The sequence below is a fragment of the Streptomyces sp. NPDC021356 genome (assembly GCF_040641015.1).
Classification (GTDB): Bacteria; Actinomycetota; Actinomycetes; order Streptomycetales; family Streptomycetaceae; genus Streptomyces.
On record NZ_JBFACU010000007.1, the window covers coordinates 70,744 to 88,429 of the forward strand.

The following is a 17,686-nucleotide window of genomic DNA, read 5'->3' on the forward strand; positions in this document are numbered from 1 at the left end:
GGGACACCTGGGGGGGACACCCGGGGGGGGGACTCGGGGGACACGGGGGACACGGGGGGGCACGGGGGATCGGCCGCGGCGGCGCGGAGGGGGAGCCGTCGCGGCCGACGCGTGTTCCGGACCTGTCGTCGGGGTCGGTCCGTGGCCGCGGGAGAAGCCCGTCAGGGCGGGCACCACGACCGCCGGCGCCGCCGTAAGCCTGCGTCCGCGCCCCCGGGTTCGAAAGGCGCGGCACCCTACCCGGTGGTGCGTGCCGTGCCCGTGCCCTTCTCCGCGTCCAGGGCGTACACGCAGCGGTCCTTGCTGCACGCGTACACGACGCCGTCGCGGACGACCGGGGAGCCGGTGATCTCGCCGCCGGTCGCCAGTTTCCAGCGCAGGCGGCCGTCGTCGGCCTTGAGCGTGTAGAGGAGGTGGTCGGTGGAGCCGAAGTGGATGCGGCCCTCGGCGACCGCCGGGGAGCCGACGATCTCGCCGCCGGACTGGAAGCGCCACTTGGGCGTCCCGGTCACCGCGTCCAGGGTGTACAGGCCCTTGCCGCTGCCGACGTGCACGTGTCCGGCGGCGACCAGGACCGGGTCGACGGAGGAGCGGGCCTCGGTGGCGATGCGCCAGCGGTCGCGGCCGTCGGTGGCGTCCAGGGCGTAGACGGTGCCCAGGTAGTCGGCCAGGTAGACGCCGCCGCCGGTGACCGCCGGGCCGGGGGCGAAGGCGGGCGGGGAGAGGAAGACGGCGGGGGCCTCGAAGTGCCAGCGGACGTGGCCGCTCGCCACGTCCAGGGCGAGGACACGGGTGCCGGCCGAGACGTAGACGTAGCCGTCGGGGGCGGCCGTGATGCGCACCGGTACGCCGCCGCAGGAGGCCGCGTCCCCGATGGGGTAGGACCAGCGCTCGTCCCCGGTGCGGGCCTCCAGGGCGCGCAGGCGGGCGTCCTGCCAGACGTAGACGGTGCCGTCGTGGAGGGCGGGGCCGGCCTCGGGGGACTCGAAGTCGCTCTGGCAGCCGGTGATCTCCCACAGTTTCTGGCCGCCGGCGGCCTCCCGGGCCTGGACGCCGCCGCCGCGGGTGCCGGTGACGACGGTGCCCCGTTCGGCCTTGATCGAGTAGACCCAGGCGTCGGTCTGCTGCCGCCACAGGTCGGCGCCGTCCCGGGCGTCCAGGGCGAACAGGGTGGGGCCGTCGGAGGCGTGCACGCGGCCGTCGGCGACCGCCATGGACCAGGCGACGTCCCGGGTCTTGAAGCGGCGCCGGCCGGTGGCCACGTCGAGGGCGTGCACCTCGAAGGAGGTGACGTAGACGAGGTCGCCGGCGACGGCGGGGGTGCCCCAGACGTCGTTGGACATGCGGAAGCGCCAGGGGCGCCAGCCGGGCGCGGTCTCCGGCGGCACCATCGGCGCCGCCTGGACGACGGGTGCGGCGCCGGGGCGCGGCCTGGACCAGGTGGCGGTGAGGCCCGCCTCCGGCGGGGGCGCTTTGACGGCGGCGGCGCGGGCGTCGGCGACGCGCGGGCCGGGACCGATGGGGACCTGGGCGCCGGCCAGCCGCACGGGGCCGGTGTCGGGAGCGCCGACCGGCGCGGGCATCGCGGGCAGCGGCGGGGCGGCCTGGACCTGGGCCGGGGCCGGGACGACGGGGTCGTAGGAGGGCGGGGGCGGCGGCGGTACGGCGGGCCGGGCGCCGTTCGCCGGGCCGCCCGAGGTGGGCGGCGCGGTGAGGCGTCCGCCGCGACGGGACTCGATGAGGCCCACCGCCTGCTCGGGCAGCCAGGCCGAGGCGGTTCCGCTGTCGTCGGAGCCGGAGCCGAAGAGGTGGGGGGCGAGCTGGGCCTGGAGGTCGGCGGGGGTGGGGCGGCTCGCGATCTCCATCTGCATGCAGGACTCGATCAGCGGGCGCAGCTCGTCCGGCATGCCTTCGAGGTCGGGGCCCTCGCGCAGCAGCATGAAGACCGTCTCGACCGGGTTGGCGCCGTGGAAGGGCGGGTGCCCGGTGGCGGCGAAGACGAGCATCGAACCGAGGGAGAACACGTCGCTCGCGCCCGTGACGCTGCGCGAGTCCTTGGCCTGCTCGGGCGACATGTAGGCAGGGGTGCCGACGGCGACGTTCGTCATGGTCAGACGGGTGTTCGAAACGCCGGAGGCGATACCGAAGTCGATCACGCGCGGGCCGTCCTCGACGACGAGCACGTTGGACGGCTTCAGGTCGCGGTGGACGAGCCCGGCCCCGTGGATGGACTGGAGCGCCTCCGCGACGCCCGCCGCCAGCCAGCGCACCGCCTGCACCGGGAGCGGACCGCACTCGGTCACTATCTCTTCCAGGGAGGGGGCGGGGACGTAGGCGGTGGCGAGCCAGGGCACGGCGGCGCGCGGGTCGGCGTCGACCACCGCGGCCGTGTAGAAGCCGGAGACCGCCCGCGCGGCCTCGACCTCGCGCGTGAAGCGGACCCGGAAGAGCTGGTCCTCGGCCAGCTCGGTGCGGACCGTCTTGATCGCCACCCGCCGGCCGGACGCCGAGCGCGCGAGATAGACCAGCCCCATGCCGCCGGCGCCCAGCCGCCCCAGCACCTCGAACGGACCGATCCGCCGCGGATCGTGCTGCGTCAGCTGATCCACCACTTGCCTGCCACCTCCCCGTACGAGCCGCGTCACCTCCGTGTGTACGCGGCCCCCGTGCAGCGTCTCACCACCGCACCGCCGTGGCGGCACGCACTCCGATTCTTCCTGGCCGCGGCACTGGTTGCGAACCCGCCGACGAATCGGGATGTCCTGGTGTGTTTCCGGCGCAAAACGACGGATTCCCGCCGCCGAGACGGTGTCCGGAGCGCGTTTTCACCTCTCCTTCACGACTTTCACCGCTCCTTCCGGCGCATCCCCGGTGCGGCTCCGGTGCATCTTCCGGTGCAGCTCCGGTGCCCCTTCAGTGCACCTCCCGCTGCCCCTTTCACCGCTTTCACCGCTCCATGACGGCGAAGGACGCCCCCTGATCGTCGACGACGACCGCGACCGTTGCGTACGACGTCTCGAAGGGCGGCACCTGGACCCGGCCGCCGAGCCGGACGACCGTGTCGAGGGCGGCGCCGACCCCCTCGACCAGGAAGTGGACGACGAAGTGCGGCGGCATCTCGGCCGGGAAGACGTCCGCGACCGGGGCCCGGCCGAACTCGGGACGGGCGTCCCGGCCGAACAGCGCCTCGTGGAAGAGGCCGCCGTAGAAGGTGTCGGCCGCCTCGGTGTCACGGGTGTAGAGCTGGGCCCAGCCGAAGCCGCCCGGCCGGCGGCGCACGCCGAAGCCCGCGTGCCGGCCCGGCTGCCACAGGCCGAAGACGGCGCCCTCGGGGTCGGCGGCCGGCACGGCCGTGCCGTAGCGGCCGACCTGCCGGGCCTCCCCCACGATCTGCCCGCCGCCCGCCCGGATCCGCGCGGCCAGCGCACCGAGGTCCGGGGCGGCGAAGTACACCGTCCAGACGGTGGGCATCCGGCCGTCCGACTTCGGGGTGAGCGCGGCGACGGGCTGCCCCTCCAGCAGGGCCAGGACGGAGCCGCCGTACGCCTCCTTCTCCTCGAAGGTCCACCCGAAAAGCGCACCGTAGAACCGCCGGCCCGCGGCGGTGTCGGGGAGCTGCGCGTCCACCCAGCAGGGGACGCCCTCCGTGTACGCGGATGCCCTGTTTTCGGCCATGCCGTCAAAGTAGCTGGGTCTCCCGCACCCCGCAGACCAGGCACACCAGCCTCCCGGCGCCCGCGCACCCCATTTGCAGTCGGCCGAATCGCGCTCCCATCACCCCTCGGTAAGCTGACGACATGACAGGACAAGTGCGTACCGTCGACGGCCGCGTGGCCGGCCGGCGAGGGCAGGCGACCCGGCAGAAGCTGCTCGACTGCCTCAGCGAGATGCTCAGCTCCTCCCCCTACCGGGATGTCAAGGTCATCGATGTCGCCCGGAAGGCGGGCACTTCGCCCGCGACCTTCTACCAGTACTTCCCGGACGTCGAGGGCGCCGTCCTGGAGATCGCCGAGCAAATGGCCGCCGAGAGCGCTGATTTGACCGGGTTGCTCGAAGGCCGGTCCTGGGTCGGCAAGGCCGGCTGGCAGACGGCGCAGGAACTCGTCGACGGGTTCCTGGACTTCTGGCGCCGCAACGACGCGATCCTGCGCGTGGTCGACCTCGGGGCAGCCGAGGGCGACAAGCGCTTCTACAAGCTCCGTATGAAGATCCTCAACGCGGTGAACGGCTCCCTCACGGATTCGGTTGCCGAACTCCAGTCCAAGGGCAAGGTCGACAAGGACGTGAACCCGGCGGCGGTCGCCGGTTCGCTGGTCGCGATGCTCGCCGCGGTCGCCTCGCACCAGAAGGGTTTCACCTCCTGGGGCGTCAAGCAGGCCGAACTCAAACCGAACCTCGCCCTGTTGGTGTACCTCGGCGTCACCGGGAAGAAGCCGACGAGATAGCCGGCCCCTCGGCCCCGGGCCCTTTTACGGCACCTCCAGGCCACAAGTCCTGTCAGGCAGGCGGCGGTTCACCCGGGTGGACCGCCGCCTGTCGCGTTGCGGGGCACTTCGTGCGGGGCGCCTCGCACGCCGCCGAGGAACGGCACCGGGCGATACTCGGGACATGAACACGGAACTCGACGCCCTGCTCAGGTCGCTTCGCGTGTGGGACCCGGAGGTCACCGAGCTGCCCGCGTTCGACCCGCGGGAGGCGCCCGCCGACCCCGTCGCCCTGTTCACCCGCTGGTTCGCGCGGGCGGTGGCGGCCGGTGAGCGGGAGCCGCACACCATGTCCCTGGCCACGGCCGACGAGGCGGGCGACCCGGACGTCCGGATCGTGATGCTGCACGGTGCCGACGCGGAGGGCTGGGCCTTCGCCACCCACGCCGACAGCCGCAAGGGCCGCCACCTGGCCCGCCGCCCCGCCGCCGCCCTCGTCTTCTACTGGCCCGTGCTGGGCCGCCAGGTCCGGGTACGGGGCCCGGTCACCGCCGCACCCCACGAGCAGGCACGGGCTGACCTGCACGCCCGGTCGACCGGGGCCCTGGCCGCCGCCCTCACCGGCGCGCAGAGCCACGTCCTGGACTCCCTCGACGAGCTGGCCCGGGCGTCGGAGGCGGCCTGGGCCGTCGCGGGGCGCGCGCCGGACACGGACGCCCCCTCCTGGACCCTCTACCGGCTGCGCCCCACCGAGGTCGAGTTCTTCCAGGGCGACGCCCGGCGCCGCCACGTACGCCTGCGCTACCGCCGCGCCGAGGAGAAGCCGGGGAAGCAGGGCGAGCAGGAGGGTCGGGGGGAGCAGGAGGGTCGGGAGAAGCAGGCCGGGCAGGAGGAGCAGGCGGGCCCGGGGGGCTGGGTGCGGGAGCTGCTGTGGCCGTGACGGCACCGCCACCCGCACACCCGCACACACGTCACCCGCTGGCGTCGCCCGCCTCGAAGCCGTGCACCGCGAAGTCGGACACCGGCCGGTAGCCGATCCGCTGGTAGAGGCCGTTGCTGGTCGGGTTGGCGAGGTCGGTGAAGAGCAGCACCTCCGCCGCGCCCGACGCCACGGCGACCCGGCTGACCTCCGCCGTGACGGCGCCCGCGTACCCCCGGCCCCGCAGGCGCGCGGGCGTGTAGACGGCGTTGATCCGCACCTGTCCGGCGACCACCGGCGAGGTCCCGGCCATGGCGACGGGCGCCCCGTCCGGGGTCTGCCAGAACGTCACGGCGCCGGACCGCGCGTGCTCGTCCGCCCAGTCCCGCGGATCCCGCACGGCCGTCTCGCCGACGGCGGCGCAGAAGTCCGTGTACCACCGGGCGAGCAGTTCCCGGTCCGCCGTGCCGGCCACCCGTGCCCGCCCCGGCGGGACGGGCCGCGGCACGGTCAGCCCGCCCAGCCGGTAGAGCCGCAGCCGACGCCGGACGGTGGTGCGGGCACCGGTGTGCCGGTGCCAGGCGGCGGCGAAGGCGGCGGCCGTGTCGTGATCGGCGTTGACGCCCGTGAGTCCCCCGGCGCCGTCCCGCTCCCGCTCCCGCCCGGCCAGCAGGGCCGCCAGCGCGTCGGCCTCCGCCTCGGTCAGCGGGGTGAGGACGAGCGGGTGCGGGGGCGTACGGAAGAAGGAGGCCCGCACGCCGCGCGCGCCCGCCCCCTCCGGTTCCCCTTCCAGCACGCCGAACTCGGGGGCGCCGTCTCCGTAAGTGCGTCCGCCGCGGGCGCGCAGGTTCTCCGTGACGGTCAGGTGCACGGTGTGCTGTGCGGGCCGGGAGCGCAGGAACTCCCCCGCCCGTGCGAGGAATTCGTCGAGATCGGGGGTGAGGTACCAGTCGTCGCAAGCCATGCTTCATGATTCCGCCCGGCCGCCGGGGCCGCCTCCGGATTTCGCCGGGGCGGCCGGGACGGCCAGGGGGTGTCAGGCCGCCGGGCCCGATGGGTCAGCGCGGCGCGGGCGGCTCGGGCTCGGGGTCCGTGGCCAGGCGGGCGTGCAAGTGGCAGTCCCGGAAGGCGTCGTAGCGCCCCGCCTCCCACATCGCGCCCCGCGCGGTCCCCTCGTACAGGTAGCCGCACCGCTCGGCGACGCGGCAGGACGCCTCGTGGCCGACGGCGTGGTCCAGCTCCAGGCGGTGGAGGCCGAACTCCGTGAACGCCCAGCGCCCGGCCAGGAGCAGCGCCAGCGTGGCGACGCCGCGCCCGCGCGCCTCGGGCAGCACCCAGTAGCCGACCCGCCCGGAACGCATGGGGCGGCTGATGACGGCGACGCTGACGTGCCCGAGCGTCGCGCCGGTCGCCTCGTCCGTGACGCAGAACGGCACGCCCGTGCCGTCGCTGACGCCCTGGAGGTGAGCGGTGAGGGACTCGCGGGCGTCGGCCAGGTCCCGTTCCAGGATCAGCGGTGTGTTCCAGCGCCGGAACTCCGAATCGGACCGCCCGCGCAGCCAGTGCTCCAGGTCGGCCTCGGACGCCGGGTCCCAGACACGCAGCCGGAGGCCGTGACCGCGCAGTTCGGGGGCGGGATCGGCTAGGAACCTCTCACGTATCTCGGCCATCCGGCCATTGTGGCCGAATGAGCGGGGTCACCACATCCGACTTCCGCGCCGTCACGGCCGGGGTCCCGCCTCGCGGCAGTCCGGGAGTTCCGCGTCGCAACAGTCCGGGAGTTCCAGCTCGCAACAGTCCGGGAGTTCCAGCTCGCAACAGTCCGGGAGTTCCAGCTCGCAACAGTCCGGGAGTTCCAGCTCGCAACGGTCCGGGAGTTCCGCGTCGCAATCAAGTACGCACCGCGTCCACGCGTGATCAATCCGCAACCAATTCCGGTCTTGACCGAGACCCATCAAGCGGGGGCGTGGTTACGCTCGCGCTCATGGCCGACTCCCCGTCCACCGCCGCCGCCTCCGCCCCCACCACCACGCCGGAGCGCACCGACCGCCCCGTCTACGTCGTCGGCGGCGGTCCGGGCGGCCTGGCCGTCGCGCACGCGCTGCGCGCGCGGGGCGTACGCGCCGTCGTCCTGGAGCGGGCCGACCACGTCGGAGCCTCCTGGCGGGGGCACTACGACCGGCTGCGCCTGCACACCACACGGCGGCTCTCCGCGCTGCCCGGCCTGCCGATGCCGCGCCGGTTCGGCCGGTGGGTGGCGCGCGACGACGTGGTGCGGTACCTGGAGAAGTACGCCGAACACCACGAACTGGAGATCGTGACCGGCGTCGAGGTCTCCCGCGTCGAGCGCACCGCCGACGGCACCGGCTGGCTGCTGCACGCCACCGGCGGCCGGGAGCTGACGGGCGCCGCCGTCGTCGTCGCCACGGGCTACAACCACACGCCCCGCCTGCCGGACTGGCCCGGCCTCGATGCGTACCCGCGCGAGTTGCGGCACGCCTGCGAGTACCGCTCGCCCGGCCCGTACGCCGGCCGGGACGTGCTCGTCGTCGGCGTCGGCAACACGGGCGCCGAGATCGCCGTCGACCTGGTCGAGGGCGGCGCCGCGCGGGTACGGCTGGCCGTGCGCACCGCCCCGCACATCCTGCGCCGGTCGACCGCCGGGTGGCCCGCGCAGTACACGGGCGTCCTGTGCCGCCGGCTGCCCGTCGCACTCGTCGACCGGCTCGCCGGGCCGCTCACGCGGCTGAGCGTGCCCGATCTGTCGGCCCACGGCCTGCCCCGCCCGGACACCGGCCTGTACTCCCGGGTCAGGGAGGGCTCGATCCCGGTCCAGGACGTCGGCCTGATCGACGCCGTACGGGCCGGCCGGGTCGAGATCGTGGCGGCCGTCGAGGGCTTCGAGGACGGCGAGGTCGTCCTCGCCGACGGCGAGCGCGTCCAACCGGACGCCGTCATCGCCGCCACCGGCTACTCCCGGGGCCTGGAGCCCCTGGTGGGGCACCTCGGCGTGCTGGCCCCCGACGGCAGGCCGGCCGTCCGCGGCCCGCGTACCCCGGCCGGCGCGCCCGGCCTGTACTTCACCGGCTTCACCAATCCCATCAGCGGCATGCTCCGCGAACTGGCCCGGGACGCCGGGAGGATCGCCAAGGCGATCGCCCGCACCCACCGCTGACCGCCCGGCTCGGCCACCCCGCCCCCGACCGCCCGGCCCGCCCTACGCGATCGCCGGGGTGAGCGCGCGCGGCCGGCGCCGGATCACCAGGGCCATCAGCGCCGCCGCCGCGCACAGCGCCCCGGCGGCGTACCAGACGACGTCGTACGAGCCGAAGACGTCCCGGGCGACCCCGCCGAGGTAGGCGACGACAGCGGCGCCGACCTGGTGGGAGGCGAGGACCCAGCCGAAGACGATCGCGCTGTCGTCGCCGTAGTGCTCCCGGCACAGGGCCAGGGTGGGCGGCACCGTGGCGACCCAGTCGAGGCCGTAGAAGACGATGAAGAAGATCATCGGCGGGTGCACGCCCGGTGCGAGCAGCATGGGCAGGAAGAGCAGGGCGACACCGCGCAGGGCGTAGTAGACGGCGAGCAGGCGGCGCGGCTCGAGGCGGTCGGTGAACCAGCCCGAGGCGATGGTTCCGGCCACGTCGAACACACCGACGACCGCGAGCAGCGACGCCGCCGTCGTGACCGGCATCCCGTGGTCGTGGGCGGCGGGCACGAAGTGCGTCTGGATCAGCCCGTTGGTGGAGGCCCCGCAGATCGCGAAGGAACCGGCGAGCAGCCAGAAGGGACCGGTGCGCACCGCCCGGGCCAGCACGCCCAGGGTGCGGCGCGCGGCTCCCGGGACCGGGGGCGGCTTCGGTGTGAACTCCGGTGCGCCGTACGGGCGTACGCCCACGTCGGCCGGGTGGTCGCGCAGCAGCAGCCAGACGAACGGCACGACGGCGAGCGCCGCCAGCGCCACGGTCACGGCCGCCGGGCGCCAGCCGTGCGACTGGACCGTCCAGGACAGGACGGGCAGGAAGATGAGCTGGCCGGAGGCGGAAGCGGCGGTGAGGATGCCGCTGACCAGACCGCGCCGCTCGGTGAACCAGCGGTTGGTGACCGTGGCCGCGAAGGCCAGCGCCATCGAGCCGGAACCGAGGCCGACCAGCAGGCCCCAGCACAGCCACAGCTGCCAGGCGGCGGTCATCCACACGGTCAGGCCCGAGCCGACCGCGATCACGGTCAGCGCGATCGCGACCACCTTGCGGATGCCGAAACGGTCCATCAGGGCGGCGGCGAAGGGCGCGGTGAGCCCGTACAGCGCCAGGTTGAGCGAGACGGCGGCGCCGATGGTGCCGCGCGACCAGCCGAACTCCTGGTGCAGCGGGTCGATGAGCAGGCCGGGAAGCGACCGGAACGCCGCCGCTCCGATGATGGTGACGAAGGTGACGGCGGCGACGAACCACGCGCGGTGCACGCGCGGACGGCGCCGGGGCGGCCGCTGCGCCTCGGTGTCGATGGCGGATTCCGTTGTCTGGGTCACGTCATTCAGCTTCGCGGGCGGGGCTCCGCCCATCGAGTGGCCGGAAGGACAGTATTCGCTAGGATCGGGCCATGGACTCCGCCACGGGCACCGCCGCCTCCTCCACCGCGCGGTTCCGGCCGCACCGCGTCGTCGTCCTGGCCCTCGACGGACTGCTCCCCTTCGAACTGGGCATCCCGCACCGGATCTTCGGACGGCCCAAGGACGCCGCGGGCCGGCTGCTGTACGAGGTCGTCACCTGCTCCGTCCGGCCGCCGGGCCCGGTGCGGACGGACGCCGACTTCTCGATCGTCGTACCGCACGGCCCGGGGACCCTGGCCACCGCCGACACGGTGATCGTCCCGGCGTCGTACGAAGTCGGCCCGCTCTACGAGGAGGGCGTGCTGCCCGAGGACCTGGCCGCCGCGCTCGCGCACATCCGCCCCGGCACCCGCCTCGCCTCCATCTGCACCGGCGTGTACGTGCTGGCCGCCGCCGGCTACCTGGACGGCCGCCCCGCGACCACCCACTGGGCCGACGCCGAGCGCTTCCAGCGGCTGTTCCCGCGCATCGACGTCGACGCGGACGTCCTGTTCATCGACGACGGCGACGTGCTGACCTCGGCGGGGGTCGCCGCGGGCATCGACCTCTGCCTGCACATGGTGCGCCGCGACCACGGCACCGCCGTCGCCAACGACGTGGCCCGCCGCACGGTCGTACCGCCGCACCGCGACGGCGGCCAGGCCCAGTACATCCACCGGCCGCTGCCGGACCCGCAGCTGGCCACGACGACCGCCGCCCGCGCCTGGGCGCTGGGGCGGCTGCACGAGCCGATCCAGCTGCGCGACATGGCCGAACAGGAGGCCATGTCCGTACGGACCTTCACCCGGCGCTTCCGCGAGGAGGCCGGGATCAGCCCGGGGCAGTGGCTCACCCAGCAGCGCGTGGAACGCGCCCGGCACCTGCTGGAGTCCACGGACCTGTCGGTCGACCAGGTGGCCGAGCACGCCGGGTTCGGTACGGCGCAGTCGATGCGGCAGCACCTCCAGGCGGCCCTCGGGGTGACCCCCACCGCCTACCGGCGCACCTTCCGGGTCGCGGGCGCCGGCCGGTCCGCATAGCCTCCCCGGCCCCCTCCGCGCCCTACGGCCCTGCCCTATGGCCCTGTCCTCTGTCCTATGGCCCTGTCCTCTGTCCTATGGCCCTGTCCCTCTGTCCTATGGCCCTCCCCTATGGCGCTTCTCACAATCCGGGTGAAAAGGGGATTTCGGTGACGGGAGTCACCGACCGCGCGCAGGTGTTCTGTCTATGTTTCGCCCATGCTGAAACGTCTGCGCTCCTTGCCGAGCCCCCACAGGGCCGGGGCCCTCCTCGCCTGTGCCGCGACGCTGCTGTCCGCCGGCGCCCTGGGCGCCGCCGCGCCGGCGCAGGCGCAGAGCGGAGGCCGCGTGACCGCCGCCGTGCTCCCCCTGGACGACCCCGGCCGGCCCGGAGGGGCCGCGGGGGCCGGGCACGAGCCGACCGTGTACGGCGAGGACGCCCCCTACGACACCGCCAGCATCATCAAGGTCGACATCCTCGCCACGGCGCTGCTGCAGGCACAGGACGCCGGAAGGACCCTGACCGCACAGGAACGCGCCTACGCGGAGCCCATGATCCGGCACAGCGACAACGCGGCGGCGAACGCCCTGTGGCGCCAGATCGGGCGGGCACCCGGCCTGGAGGCGGCCAACAAGCGGCTCGGGCTGACGGCGACGAAGGGCGGGCCCGGGGCCAAGTGGGGCCTGACCCAGACGACGGCGAGCGACCAGATCCGGCTGCTGCGCGCGGTGTTCGACACGAGCGGCAGCACCGTCGGCGGGAGCGGCGACGGCACCGGGAGTGCACTGAACGCCGCGTCCCGTGCCTACATCCGGTCCCTGATGAACCAGGTCTCGGCCGACCAGGCCTGGGGCGTCTCGGCGGCCGGGACCCCGTCGGCGACGGCGCTGAAGAACGGGTGGCTGCAACGCAGCACCTCCGGGCTCTGGGACGTCAACAGCGTCGGCCGGATCACGGTGGACGGGCACCGCTACCTGGTCGCCGTCCTGTCCGACGGCAACGCCTCCATGAGCGAGGGCGTCTCGCTGGTCCAGCGGACCGCGCGCGCCGCCGTCTCGTCGGCGGCGTCCGGGCACTGACGAGGCCTGTCCACAGGCTGTGGACAAGATCCGGGTGGCGGCGCGCCCATGCCCGCCCCGAGCACGGCACCGCGCGCCGCCATCCGGTTCCGGCGCACCGGCCCCGCCCCCCTCACCCCTGAAGGGGCCGGCCCACGCCGACCTCACGACTCACACTCGCCGAGGGCCCCGGCCCCTCCGGGCACCCTTGGCGTCCCCTCGCGGCGAATCGCTGCCCCAAGCGTGATCAAACGGACACGGTGCGTCAACAGCCGCCCGGAGATTTGCCCGTTCTGCCGGGATCGCAACGGGCGCGCACTGAAGCACCCCCGGCGCACGGCCTCGCGCCGGCCGGGGGCGGGTGCCGGCCCCGGCCCTCCCGGCGCCGCCGACGTCACCTTGCGTCTGCCGACGCCCGCTCGGCACCGCCCGGCGCCCGCCCGGCCCCACCCGAGGGCCCACTCGACTCCACCCGGCGCCGCCTGCACCACCCCGCACCTCGACCGCTCCCAGGCGGGGCCTGCACCACCTCGCAACTCAAGCGTTCCCAGCCCGGGCCTACACCACTTCGTACCGCAACCGCTCCCAGGCGGGGCCTGCACCACCTCACACCTCGGCCATTCCCAGCCCGGGCCTACACCACTTCGTACCGCAACCGCTCCCAGCCCACGCCCCGGTAACCCGCGCCCCGAGAGGGGGCGCCCTGGGCGGCCGCGCCCTGAGGGGCCAGGTCCTGGAAGGTCGTGCCCGGGTAGGCAGTGCCCCGGTAGGCCGCCGCCTCCAGTCCGGTTCCGCCGCACACCGGCGGCTGGCCGCCGCGGGCCGCGGGCGTCGCCGTCGCCGCGGGCGGCGGCGCCGCACAGCGGTCCAGTTCGCACCAGATGCGCTTGCCGGCGCCCTCGGCGCTCCAGCCCCAGCGGTCGGCCAGGCCGTCGACGAGGGCGAGACCACGGCCGTTCGTGGCCTCGTCGCCCGCACGGCGCGGCAGAGGCGCGCACGTGCTGGCGTCGGCCACCTCCAGGCGTACGGTGGCCGCCCCGACCGCCGCACCGGGCAGGGAGAGCCGCAGCACGGCCGGGCAACCGGTGTGCACCACCGCGTTGGTGACCAGTTCGGAGACGAGCAGGACCAAGGTCTCGGCAAGCGACTCGTCGGCCGCTATCCCCGACCGGGCGAGGCGCGACCTGGCCCACTTGCGGGCCCGTCCCACCTCCGCGGGGTCGGGCCGGATCTCCAACTGCACCTGAAGCACCTGCACCGCTCACACCATCCGAACCGGCGGACCGACGACCCCGCGCCACCCGGGGGCCACGACCACAGCCATTCTCTGCATGGCCAGAACAACGGCCAGAGCAAGGGTCACGGACTGTGACTCCGTTGCCAGACAGCATGGTTGACGTACCGTCACCGCAACAAGCGCTTCGGGCATATTCCCGCGCGAAGGAGTACTCGTGCGGCATACTGTGCGACGCCCGCCGCGGGGAATCGAACGAGCGGGCGACGCAGGCCGCCCGACCTCGTGAACAGCGGCGCGCACCGCCGGATCCAGGGCCGCCGCTCGGGCAACACCGGGACGGCTGGTCCTCGGAACCACTCGCATCTCACACAAGGTACCCGAGCGGGGCGGCGACTCCGGGACGTGACGAGACCCGGCCTGGACCACCCACCCGGGGCGACTCTCCGTGATCAAGGTGCGGCGCGGTCCGCGCGAGCCGGATCCGGGCCGGGGGCAGCACGGCCGCGCGGGCCCGTACGGCGTCCCGGCGTCCGCCCTCCACCGGAACCCCCGCTCACTCTCCGTGACGGCGGCGCCGGGGCGGCACCCGCCCCGCTCCGCCCGTCCGGGAGCGGCGGGGCGGCGAGGACTGCCTGGTGAGGACCGTGCCGCGAGGCGTCCGCCGGCGGTCGTGGACGGAGCGGCCGGGTGGGCGCGCGGGCCGGCGCGGGAGCGCTCCGCGGCCCGCCGCACGCGCCGCGGCGGCCCGCGCCCGCCCGGAAGGCCCGGGACCGGGCCCGCCTCCGGCGCGCGTGCCCGCGTACCCGTGCGGCACCGCCGGAGCGCCGGCCGCGGGCCGCCCGAACTCCTCGCACGGCCGGGCGTGTTGCCCCGGCTCCTCGCACACGCGCGCGGCAGGCGGCGCCGGTTCGGCCGTACGACCGGGCGGGCGTGAGGGGAGGTCCGGGGCGGGGCCCCGGGCTGCCGTTACTCGGGGACGGTGAAGTAGCGGGCGAAGGCGGGCACGATCTCCTCTTCGCCCACCCGGCCGTCGGCATCGGTGTCGAGCGCGGCGGCGGTCGCCCGCGCGACCTCCTCGGGCACCCCGAGCACCCTCAGCACCCGCACGGTGTCCTCGACAGTCGCGGCGCCGTCGCCGTCGGCGTCCGCGACGGCCAGGGCCGCGTGCAGGAAGGGGCGGGCGATCTCCGCGAACCGGCCCGGGTTGTCGCGCAGCCGCTTGACCGCGCCGGTCACGAACTCCTGCCGGGTGATGCGCTGGTCGCCGTCGCGGTCGGCGATCCCGGCCATGCCCTGCCAGAAGGCCTCCGCACCGGCGTAGAGGGCCTGGCCCTTGTCGGAGCGGGCGGCGATGTGGAACTCGGTGAGCAGCGCCTTGGCCGCCACGCTGAAGTCCCCGCGGTCGATGTAGCCGTTGCCGTCCTGGTCGAAGGTGGCGAACCGGGCCGCGATCCTGCGCTCGTACTCGCTGCTGACCATGTCTTCTGGGGCCGCCTCACGTGTGGGGGTGCAATTGGCAGGGAGCGTACGACGCGGGGGGCCGCCCGGGGACGGGAAAGCCACGGTTGTGCCAGGACCGGGTGAATTCCGGGAGCCGGAACAGGGCCGTGGGGCGCAGGGGTGGTGGGGTCGCGGGGGCTGTGGTTGCCTCAGGCGGACAGGGGTTCCTGGGGTTCCTCGTCGACGGCCGCCGCGAGATCGGGGTAGACGTCGAAGAGGCGGCGGACGCCGAGCGCGCCGAGCACGCGGTTGACGTGGGACCCCTCGACGGCGCCGCCGGCCGGCAGGATCAGCCGCAGCCGGCCCTGGCAGGAACGGATCAGGCGGCGGGCGGCGATGAGCACGCCGACGCCGCTGGAGTCGCAGAAGAAGACGTCCGAGAGGTCCAGCACGAGGTCGTGCCGGCCGTCGGCCACCACCTCGTGGATGTGCTGGCGCAGCATCGGAGAGGTCACCAGGTCCAGTTCGCCCGCGACCCGCAGGACGCTCCACCCGCCCTGCTCGTCGCCGGTCACGTTCAACGCCACGGCCTGCCCTCCGCTCGCCGGATCTTCCCCGGAACCGCCCGGAAACGGAAGCAGTTCCTACGCTTCTTTCCGCGCGGCTGCCCAGCGGCCGTTCCCCCAAACACCGTGCTGCAAACGACCATGATCCTCCACGGGTCTTGTTTCGGTCACCTTCCATCGTGTTCGATCAGACTTGATCTAAAACGAAGGGGTAACCGCCTATCCGTGCGCCCCTCTACCACCTGGGGCTCTTCAGGGGGCGCACATCACCATAAAGGGGCGTGCGCGGGCGACCGTGCCGACTACATTCGAGGAGACCGGACAGACACGCTGGACCAGGAACCGGCCGAGCAGCCGCACGGCACGGCCGGGCGTGGAGGGGGCCGCATGGCGAAGAAGGACGCACCGCCCCGCTGGGACCGCAGGATGCAGCAGCGGCTGGCGCGCGGGGAGGCGGCCGCCCTCGGCGAGCTGTACGACCGGTTCGCCTCGCTCGTGCACAACCTCGCCCACCGCGTGCTCGGGGACGAACGGGCTGCCGACAGCGTCACCCGCGAGGTCTTCGTCCACGTCTGGCAGCACCCCGACGCCTATGACCCCGCACAGGGCCCGCTGCGCTCCTGGGTGGCCACGCTCACCCACCGGCTCGCCGTGCAGCGCCTGCGCACCACCGGGACCGCCGCGCTCGCCGACGGCGGGCCGGGCTCCCCCGAGGAACTGGAGCGCAAGGTGCGCCGCGCCTCCGTGGCCGCCCGCGCCGACTACATCGTCCACTCCATGCCGGCCCCGCTGCGCGCCGCCCTCGAACTGGCCTACTTTCAGCGGCGCGACTACCGCCAGACCGCCGCCGACCTCGGGGTCGACGAGGACGAGGCCCGCCGGCGCCTCCGCCTCGGCCTGCAACTGCTGTCCACCGCCCACGACGCCGGCGGCCTCGGCGCGCCGCCCGGGTACGGGGGTGCGGCATGAGCGGCGCGCGGGCGCCCTGGACCGGTGCGCAGCCGCCGCCCGCCCGGGGAGGACCGACAGAGCGGAAGGACCGGACCGTGCTGGAGCATCACGTCCTGAAGTCGCTCCTCGGAGCCTGGGCGCTGGCCGCCTGCTCCGCCGAGGAGGCGACGGCCGTCGAGGAGCACCTGGGCGGGTGCGGCGACTGCGCGGACGAGGCGCTGCGGCTGCGCGACGCGGTCGGCCTGCTGCACCGGCCCGACAGCCTCGACCTGGACCCGGGCCTGCGCACCCGGGTCCTGGACGCCTGCCTGGAGCGGCGCCCCGCGCACATCCCGGTGCCCGGCTGGGCGGCGCCCTACGACACGGAGACCGCGCGGCTCGACGCGCTTCTCCAGGACTTCGGGGACGCGGAGTGGCACGCGCCGGTGCGGCTGCGGTGGTTCGAGGACGGGCAGGCGGAGAGCCGCCGTACGACGGTCGCGGGGGTCATCGCGCACCTGCTGAGCGTCGACGGGCTCGTCGCGCTCTCGCTCGGTCTGGAGGACCCGCTCGGCGAGGCGCCCGCGGACGGCCCGACGCCCGCGGCCCGCACCGAGGCCTGCCGGCGGGCCTCGCACTTCCCGCCGACCCGCTCCGTACGCGGCCCGTGGCGGGACCAGACGCACGCGATCGTACGGACGGTGTCCTTCACCGGAGGGGACGGCGGAGCGCGTACGACCGGGGCCGCGGCTGACGGGGCGTCCGGTGGCGCGGGGCGGCCGGGGCCACCGGGGCAGCAGGCGCCACCGGGGCCGCCGGCGGGGCGGGGGCGACCGGCATGGCGGGGGCCATCGGTGCGGCCGGGGCCACCGCCGGGGCCTGGGGGCCGCCGCCGGTGCCCTACGGCGGCTTCGCGCTGCCGCTGCGGGACGCGCTGCTCGACCGGGCCTTCGAGTGCTGGGTGCACGCGGAGGACATCGCGGAGGCGGTGGACTACCCCTACGACCCGCCCGCCCCGCGCCACCTGCACGAGATGATCGACCTCGCCGCCCGGATGCTGCCGGGCGCGCTGGCCACGCGGCGCCGGGCGGCCCTCGCGGCGCCCGCCCGCGCCCGGCACCTCGTCCCCGCGGGCGCACCGGGGCGCAGCCTGCGGCTGGAGATCGAGGGCAGAGGCGGCGGCGAGTGGCTGATCCCGCTCGACGCGCCGGGCGCGGTGGGCTCCGCGGAGCACCAGGTGGCCCATGTGGCGCTGGACGGGGTGGAGTTCTGCCGGCTGGCCGCCGGGCACGTCGCTCCGGGCGAGGCGGCGGCCGGCCGGGTCGGCGACCCCGACGCGATCAGCGACGTGCTGTACGCGGCCGCGTCCCTGAGCCGGATGTGACGCCCCCCGGGAGAGCCGGATAAGGCTGCCCTGGAGCCAGGTGCCAGGGCTGTGGCCGGAAAGGTCTGCCGGGAAGCTCGCGGCGTCCGGTACCGGGGGCATCGCCTACGCCGTTCAGGC

General features: G+C 74.8%; 14 protein-coding genes and 1 pseudogene. 7 read left to right on the plus strand and 8 right to left on the minus strand.

The genetic code is table 11. The features are described from left to right. Nucleotides 1-236: 236 nt before the first annotated feature. Both AB0G56_RS11145 and AB0G56_RS11150 read right to left on the minus strand, forming a co-directional pair. Nucleotides 237-2,612, minus strand: a complete 2,376-nt coding sequence (locus tag AB0G56_RS11145) for a serine/threonine-protein kinase (RefSeq protein WP_360967025.1) — start codon at nucleotides 2,610-2,612, stop codon at nucleotides 237-239. 334 nt (nucleotides 2,613-2,946) lie between these two features. Then, nucleotides 2,947-3,675 carry a VOC family protein gene (locus AB0G56_RS11150; RefSeq protein ID WP_360967028.1) on the minus strand — a complete coding sequence of 243 codons (729 nt, stop codon included), beginning with the start codon at nucleotides 3,673-3,675 and terminating at the stop codon, nucleotides 2,947-2,949. 134 nt (nucleotides 3,676-3,809) lie between these two features. Between AB0G56_RS11150 and AB0G56_RS11155 the strand changes: the two genes are divergently transcribed. Together AB0G56_RS11155 and AB0G56_RS11160 are read left to right on the plus strand one after the other, a co-directional pair. Further along, nucleotides 3,810-4,445, plus strand: coding sequence for a TetR family transcriptional regulator (locus AB0G56_RS11155; protein WP_360967642.1), 636 nt, complete (start codon nucleotides 3,810-3,812; stop codon nucleotides 4,443-4,445). A gap of 163 nt (nucleotides 4,446-4,608) precedes the next feature. Beyond that, nucleotides 4,609-5,364: a pyridoxal 5'-phosphate synthase gene (locus AB0G56_RS11160; RefSeq protein ID WP_360967031.1), complete on the plus strand. Its 756-nt coding sequence runs from the start codon at nucleotides 4,609-4,611 to the stop codon at nucleotides 5,362-5,364. Nucleotides 5,365-5,395: 31 nt separating this feature from the next. Here AB0G56_RS11160 and AB0G56_RS11165 read toward each other — a convergent pair whose 3' ends face one another. Both AB0G56_RS11165 and AB0G56_RS11170 read right to left on the minus strand, forming a co-directional pair. Further along, a complete protein-coding gene (locus tag AB0G56_RS11165; RefSeq protein ID WP_360967034.1) occupies nucleotides 5,396-6,307 on the minus strand; it encodes a GNAT family N-acetyltransferase in 912 nt (303 codons plus the stop codon). Between the two features lie 94 nt (nucleotides 6,308-6,401). Further along, on the minus strand, nucleotides 6,402-7,013 hold the full coding sequence (locus AB0G56_RS11170; protein ID WP_360967037.1) for a GNAT family N-acetyltransferase: 612 nt from the start codon (nucleotides 7,011-7,013) through the stop codon (nucleotides 6,402-6,404). A 314-nt stretch (nucleotides 7,014-7,327) separates the two neighbouring features. Here AB0G56_RS11170 and AB0G56_RS11175 point away from each other — a divergent pair, with 314 nt between their 5' ends. Continuing rightward, nucleotides 7,328-8,518, plus strand: coding sequence for an NAD(P)/FAD-dependent oxidoreductase (locus AB0G56_RS11175; RefSeq protein WP_360967039.1), 1,191 nt, complete (start codon nucleotides 7,328-7,330; stop codon nucleotides 8,516-8,518). 42 nt (nucleotides 8,519-8,560) lie between these two features. Here AB0G56_RS11175 and AB0G56_RS11180 read toward each other — a convergent pair whose 3' ends face one another. Then, on the minus strand, nucleotides 8,561-9,871 hold the full coding sequence (locus tag AB0G56_RS11180) for an MFS transporter (RefSeq protein WP_360967042.1): 1,311 nt from the start codon (nucleotides 9,869-9,871) through the stop codon (nucleotides 8,561-8,563). 71 nt (nucleotides 9,872-9,942) lie between these two features. Between AB0G56_RS11180 and AB0G56_RS11185 the strand changes: the two genes are divergently transcribed. Further along, nucleotides 9,943-10,971 (plus strand): helix-turn-helix domain-containing protein, encoded by a 1,029-nt coding sequence (locus tag AB0G56_RS11185; protein ID WP_360967045.1) that lies wholly within the window; start codon nucleotides 9,943-9,945, stop codon nucleotides 10,969-10,971. 198 nt (nucleotides 10,972-11,169) lie between these two features. Then, nucleotides 11,170-12,030 carry a serine hydrolase gene (locus AB0G56_RS11190; RefSeq protein ID WP_360967047.1) on the plus strand — a complete coding sequence of 287 codons (861 nt, stop codon included), beginning with the start codon at nucleotides 11,170-11,172 and terminating at the stop codon, nucleotides 12,028-12,030. A gap of 613 nt (nucleotides 12,031-12,643) precedes the next feature. Here the strand turns inward: AB0G56_RS11190 and AB0G56_RS11195 are convergent. The 3 genes from AB0G56_RS11195 to AB0G56_RS11205 form a co-directional block, all read right to left on the minus strand. Continuing rightward, on the minus strand, nucleotides 12,644-13,252 hold the full coding sequence (locus tag AB0G56_RS11195) for an ATP-binding protein (RefSeq protein ID WP_360967645.1): 609 nt from the start codon (nucleotides 13,250-13,252) through the stop codon (nucleotides 12,644-12,646). Nucleotides 13,253-14,212: 960 nt separating this feature from the next. Further along, nucleotides 14,213-14,725, minus strand: coding sequence for an EF-hand domain-containing protein (locus AB0G56_RS11200; protein ID WP_360967049.1), 513 nt, complete (start codon nucleotides 14,723-14,725; stop codon nucleotides 14,213-14,215). Nucleotides 14,726-14,895: 170 nt separating this feature from the next. After that, complete coding sequence (locus tag AB0G56_RS11205; protein ID WP_360967051.1) at nucleotides 14,896-15,273, minus strand: STAS domain-containing protein; 378 nt, start codon at nucleotides 15,271-15,273, stop codon at nucleotides 14,896-14,898. A 366-nt stretch (nucleotides 15,274-15,639) separates the two neighbouring features. Here AB0G56_RS11205 and AB0G56_RS11210 point away from each other — a divergent pair, with 366 nt between their 5' ends. Further along, complete coding sequence (locus AB0G56_RS11210; RefSeq protein WP_360967054.1) at nucleotides 15,640-16,221, plus strand: sigma-70 family RNA polymerase sigma factor; 582 nt, start codon at nucleotides 15,640-15,642, stop codon at nucleotides 16,219-16,221. Next, nucleotides 16,218-17,566, plus strand: a pseudogene (locus tag AB0G56_RS11215) (zf-HC2 domain-containing protein). Before AB0G56_RS11210 ends, AB0G56_RS11215 begins: the two are co-directional and overlap by 4 nt. The last annotated feature ends 120 nt before the right edge of the window (nucleotides 17,567-17,686 follow it).

Bases quoted from the DNA above. Each gene is read 5' to 3' on its own strand.
- AB0G56_RS11150 (WP_360967028.1), bottom strand. From the start codon at position 3,675: ATGGCCGAAAACAGGGCATCCGCGTACACGGAGGGCGTCCCCTGCTGG.
- AB0G56_RS11160 (WP_360967031.1), top strand. From the start codon at position 4,609: ATGAACACGGAACTCGACGCCCTGCTCAGGTCGCTTCGCGTGTGGGAC.
- AB0G56_RS11165 (WP_360967034.1), bottom strand. From the start codon at position 6,307: ATGGCTTGCGACGACTGGTACCTCACCCCCGATCTCGACGAATTCCTC.
- AB0G56_RS11170 (WP_360967037.1), bottom strand. From the start codon at position 7,013: ATGGCCGAGATACGTGAGAGGTTCCTAGCCGATCCCGCCCCCGAACTG.
- AB0G56_RS11175 (WP_360967039.1), top strand. From the start codon at position 7,328: ATGGCCGACTCCCCGTCCACCGCCGCCGCCTCCGCCCCCACCACCACG.
- AB0G56_RS11185 (WP_360967045.1), top strand. From the start codon at position 9,943: ATGGACTCCGCCACGGGCACCGCCGCCTCCTCCACCGCGCGGTTCCGG.
- AB0G56_RS11190 (WP_360967047.1), top strand. From the start codon at position 11,170: ATGCTGAAACGTCTGCGCTCCTTGCCGAGCCCCCACAGGGCCGGGGCC.
- AB0G56_RS11200 (WP_360967049.1), bottom strand. From the start codon at position 14,725: ATGGTCAGCAGCGAGTACGAGCGCAGGATCGCGGCCCGGTTCGCCACC.
- AB0G56_RS11210 (WP_360967054.1), top strand. From the start codon at position 15,640: ATGGCGAAGAAGGACGCACCGCCCCGCTGGGACCGCAGGATGCAGCAG.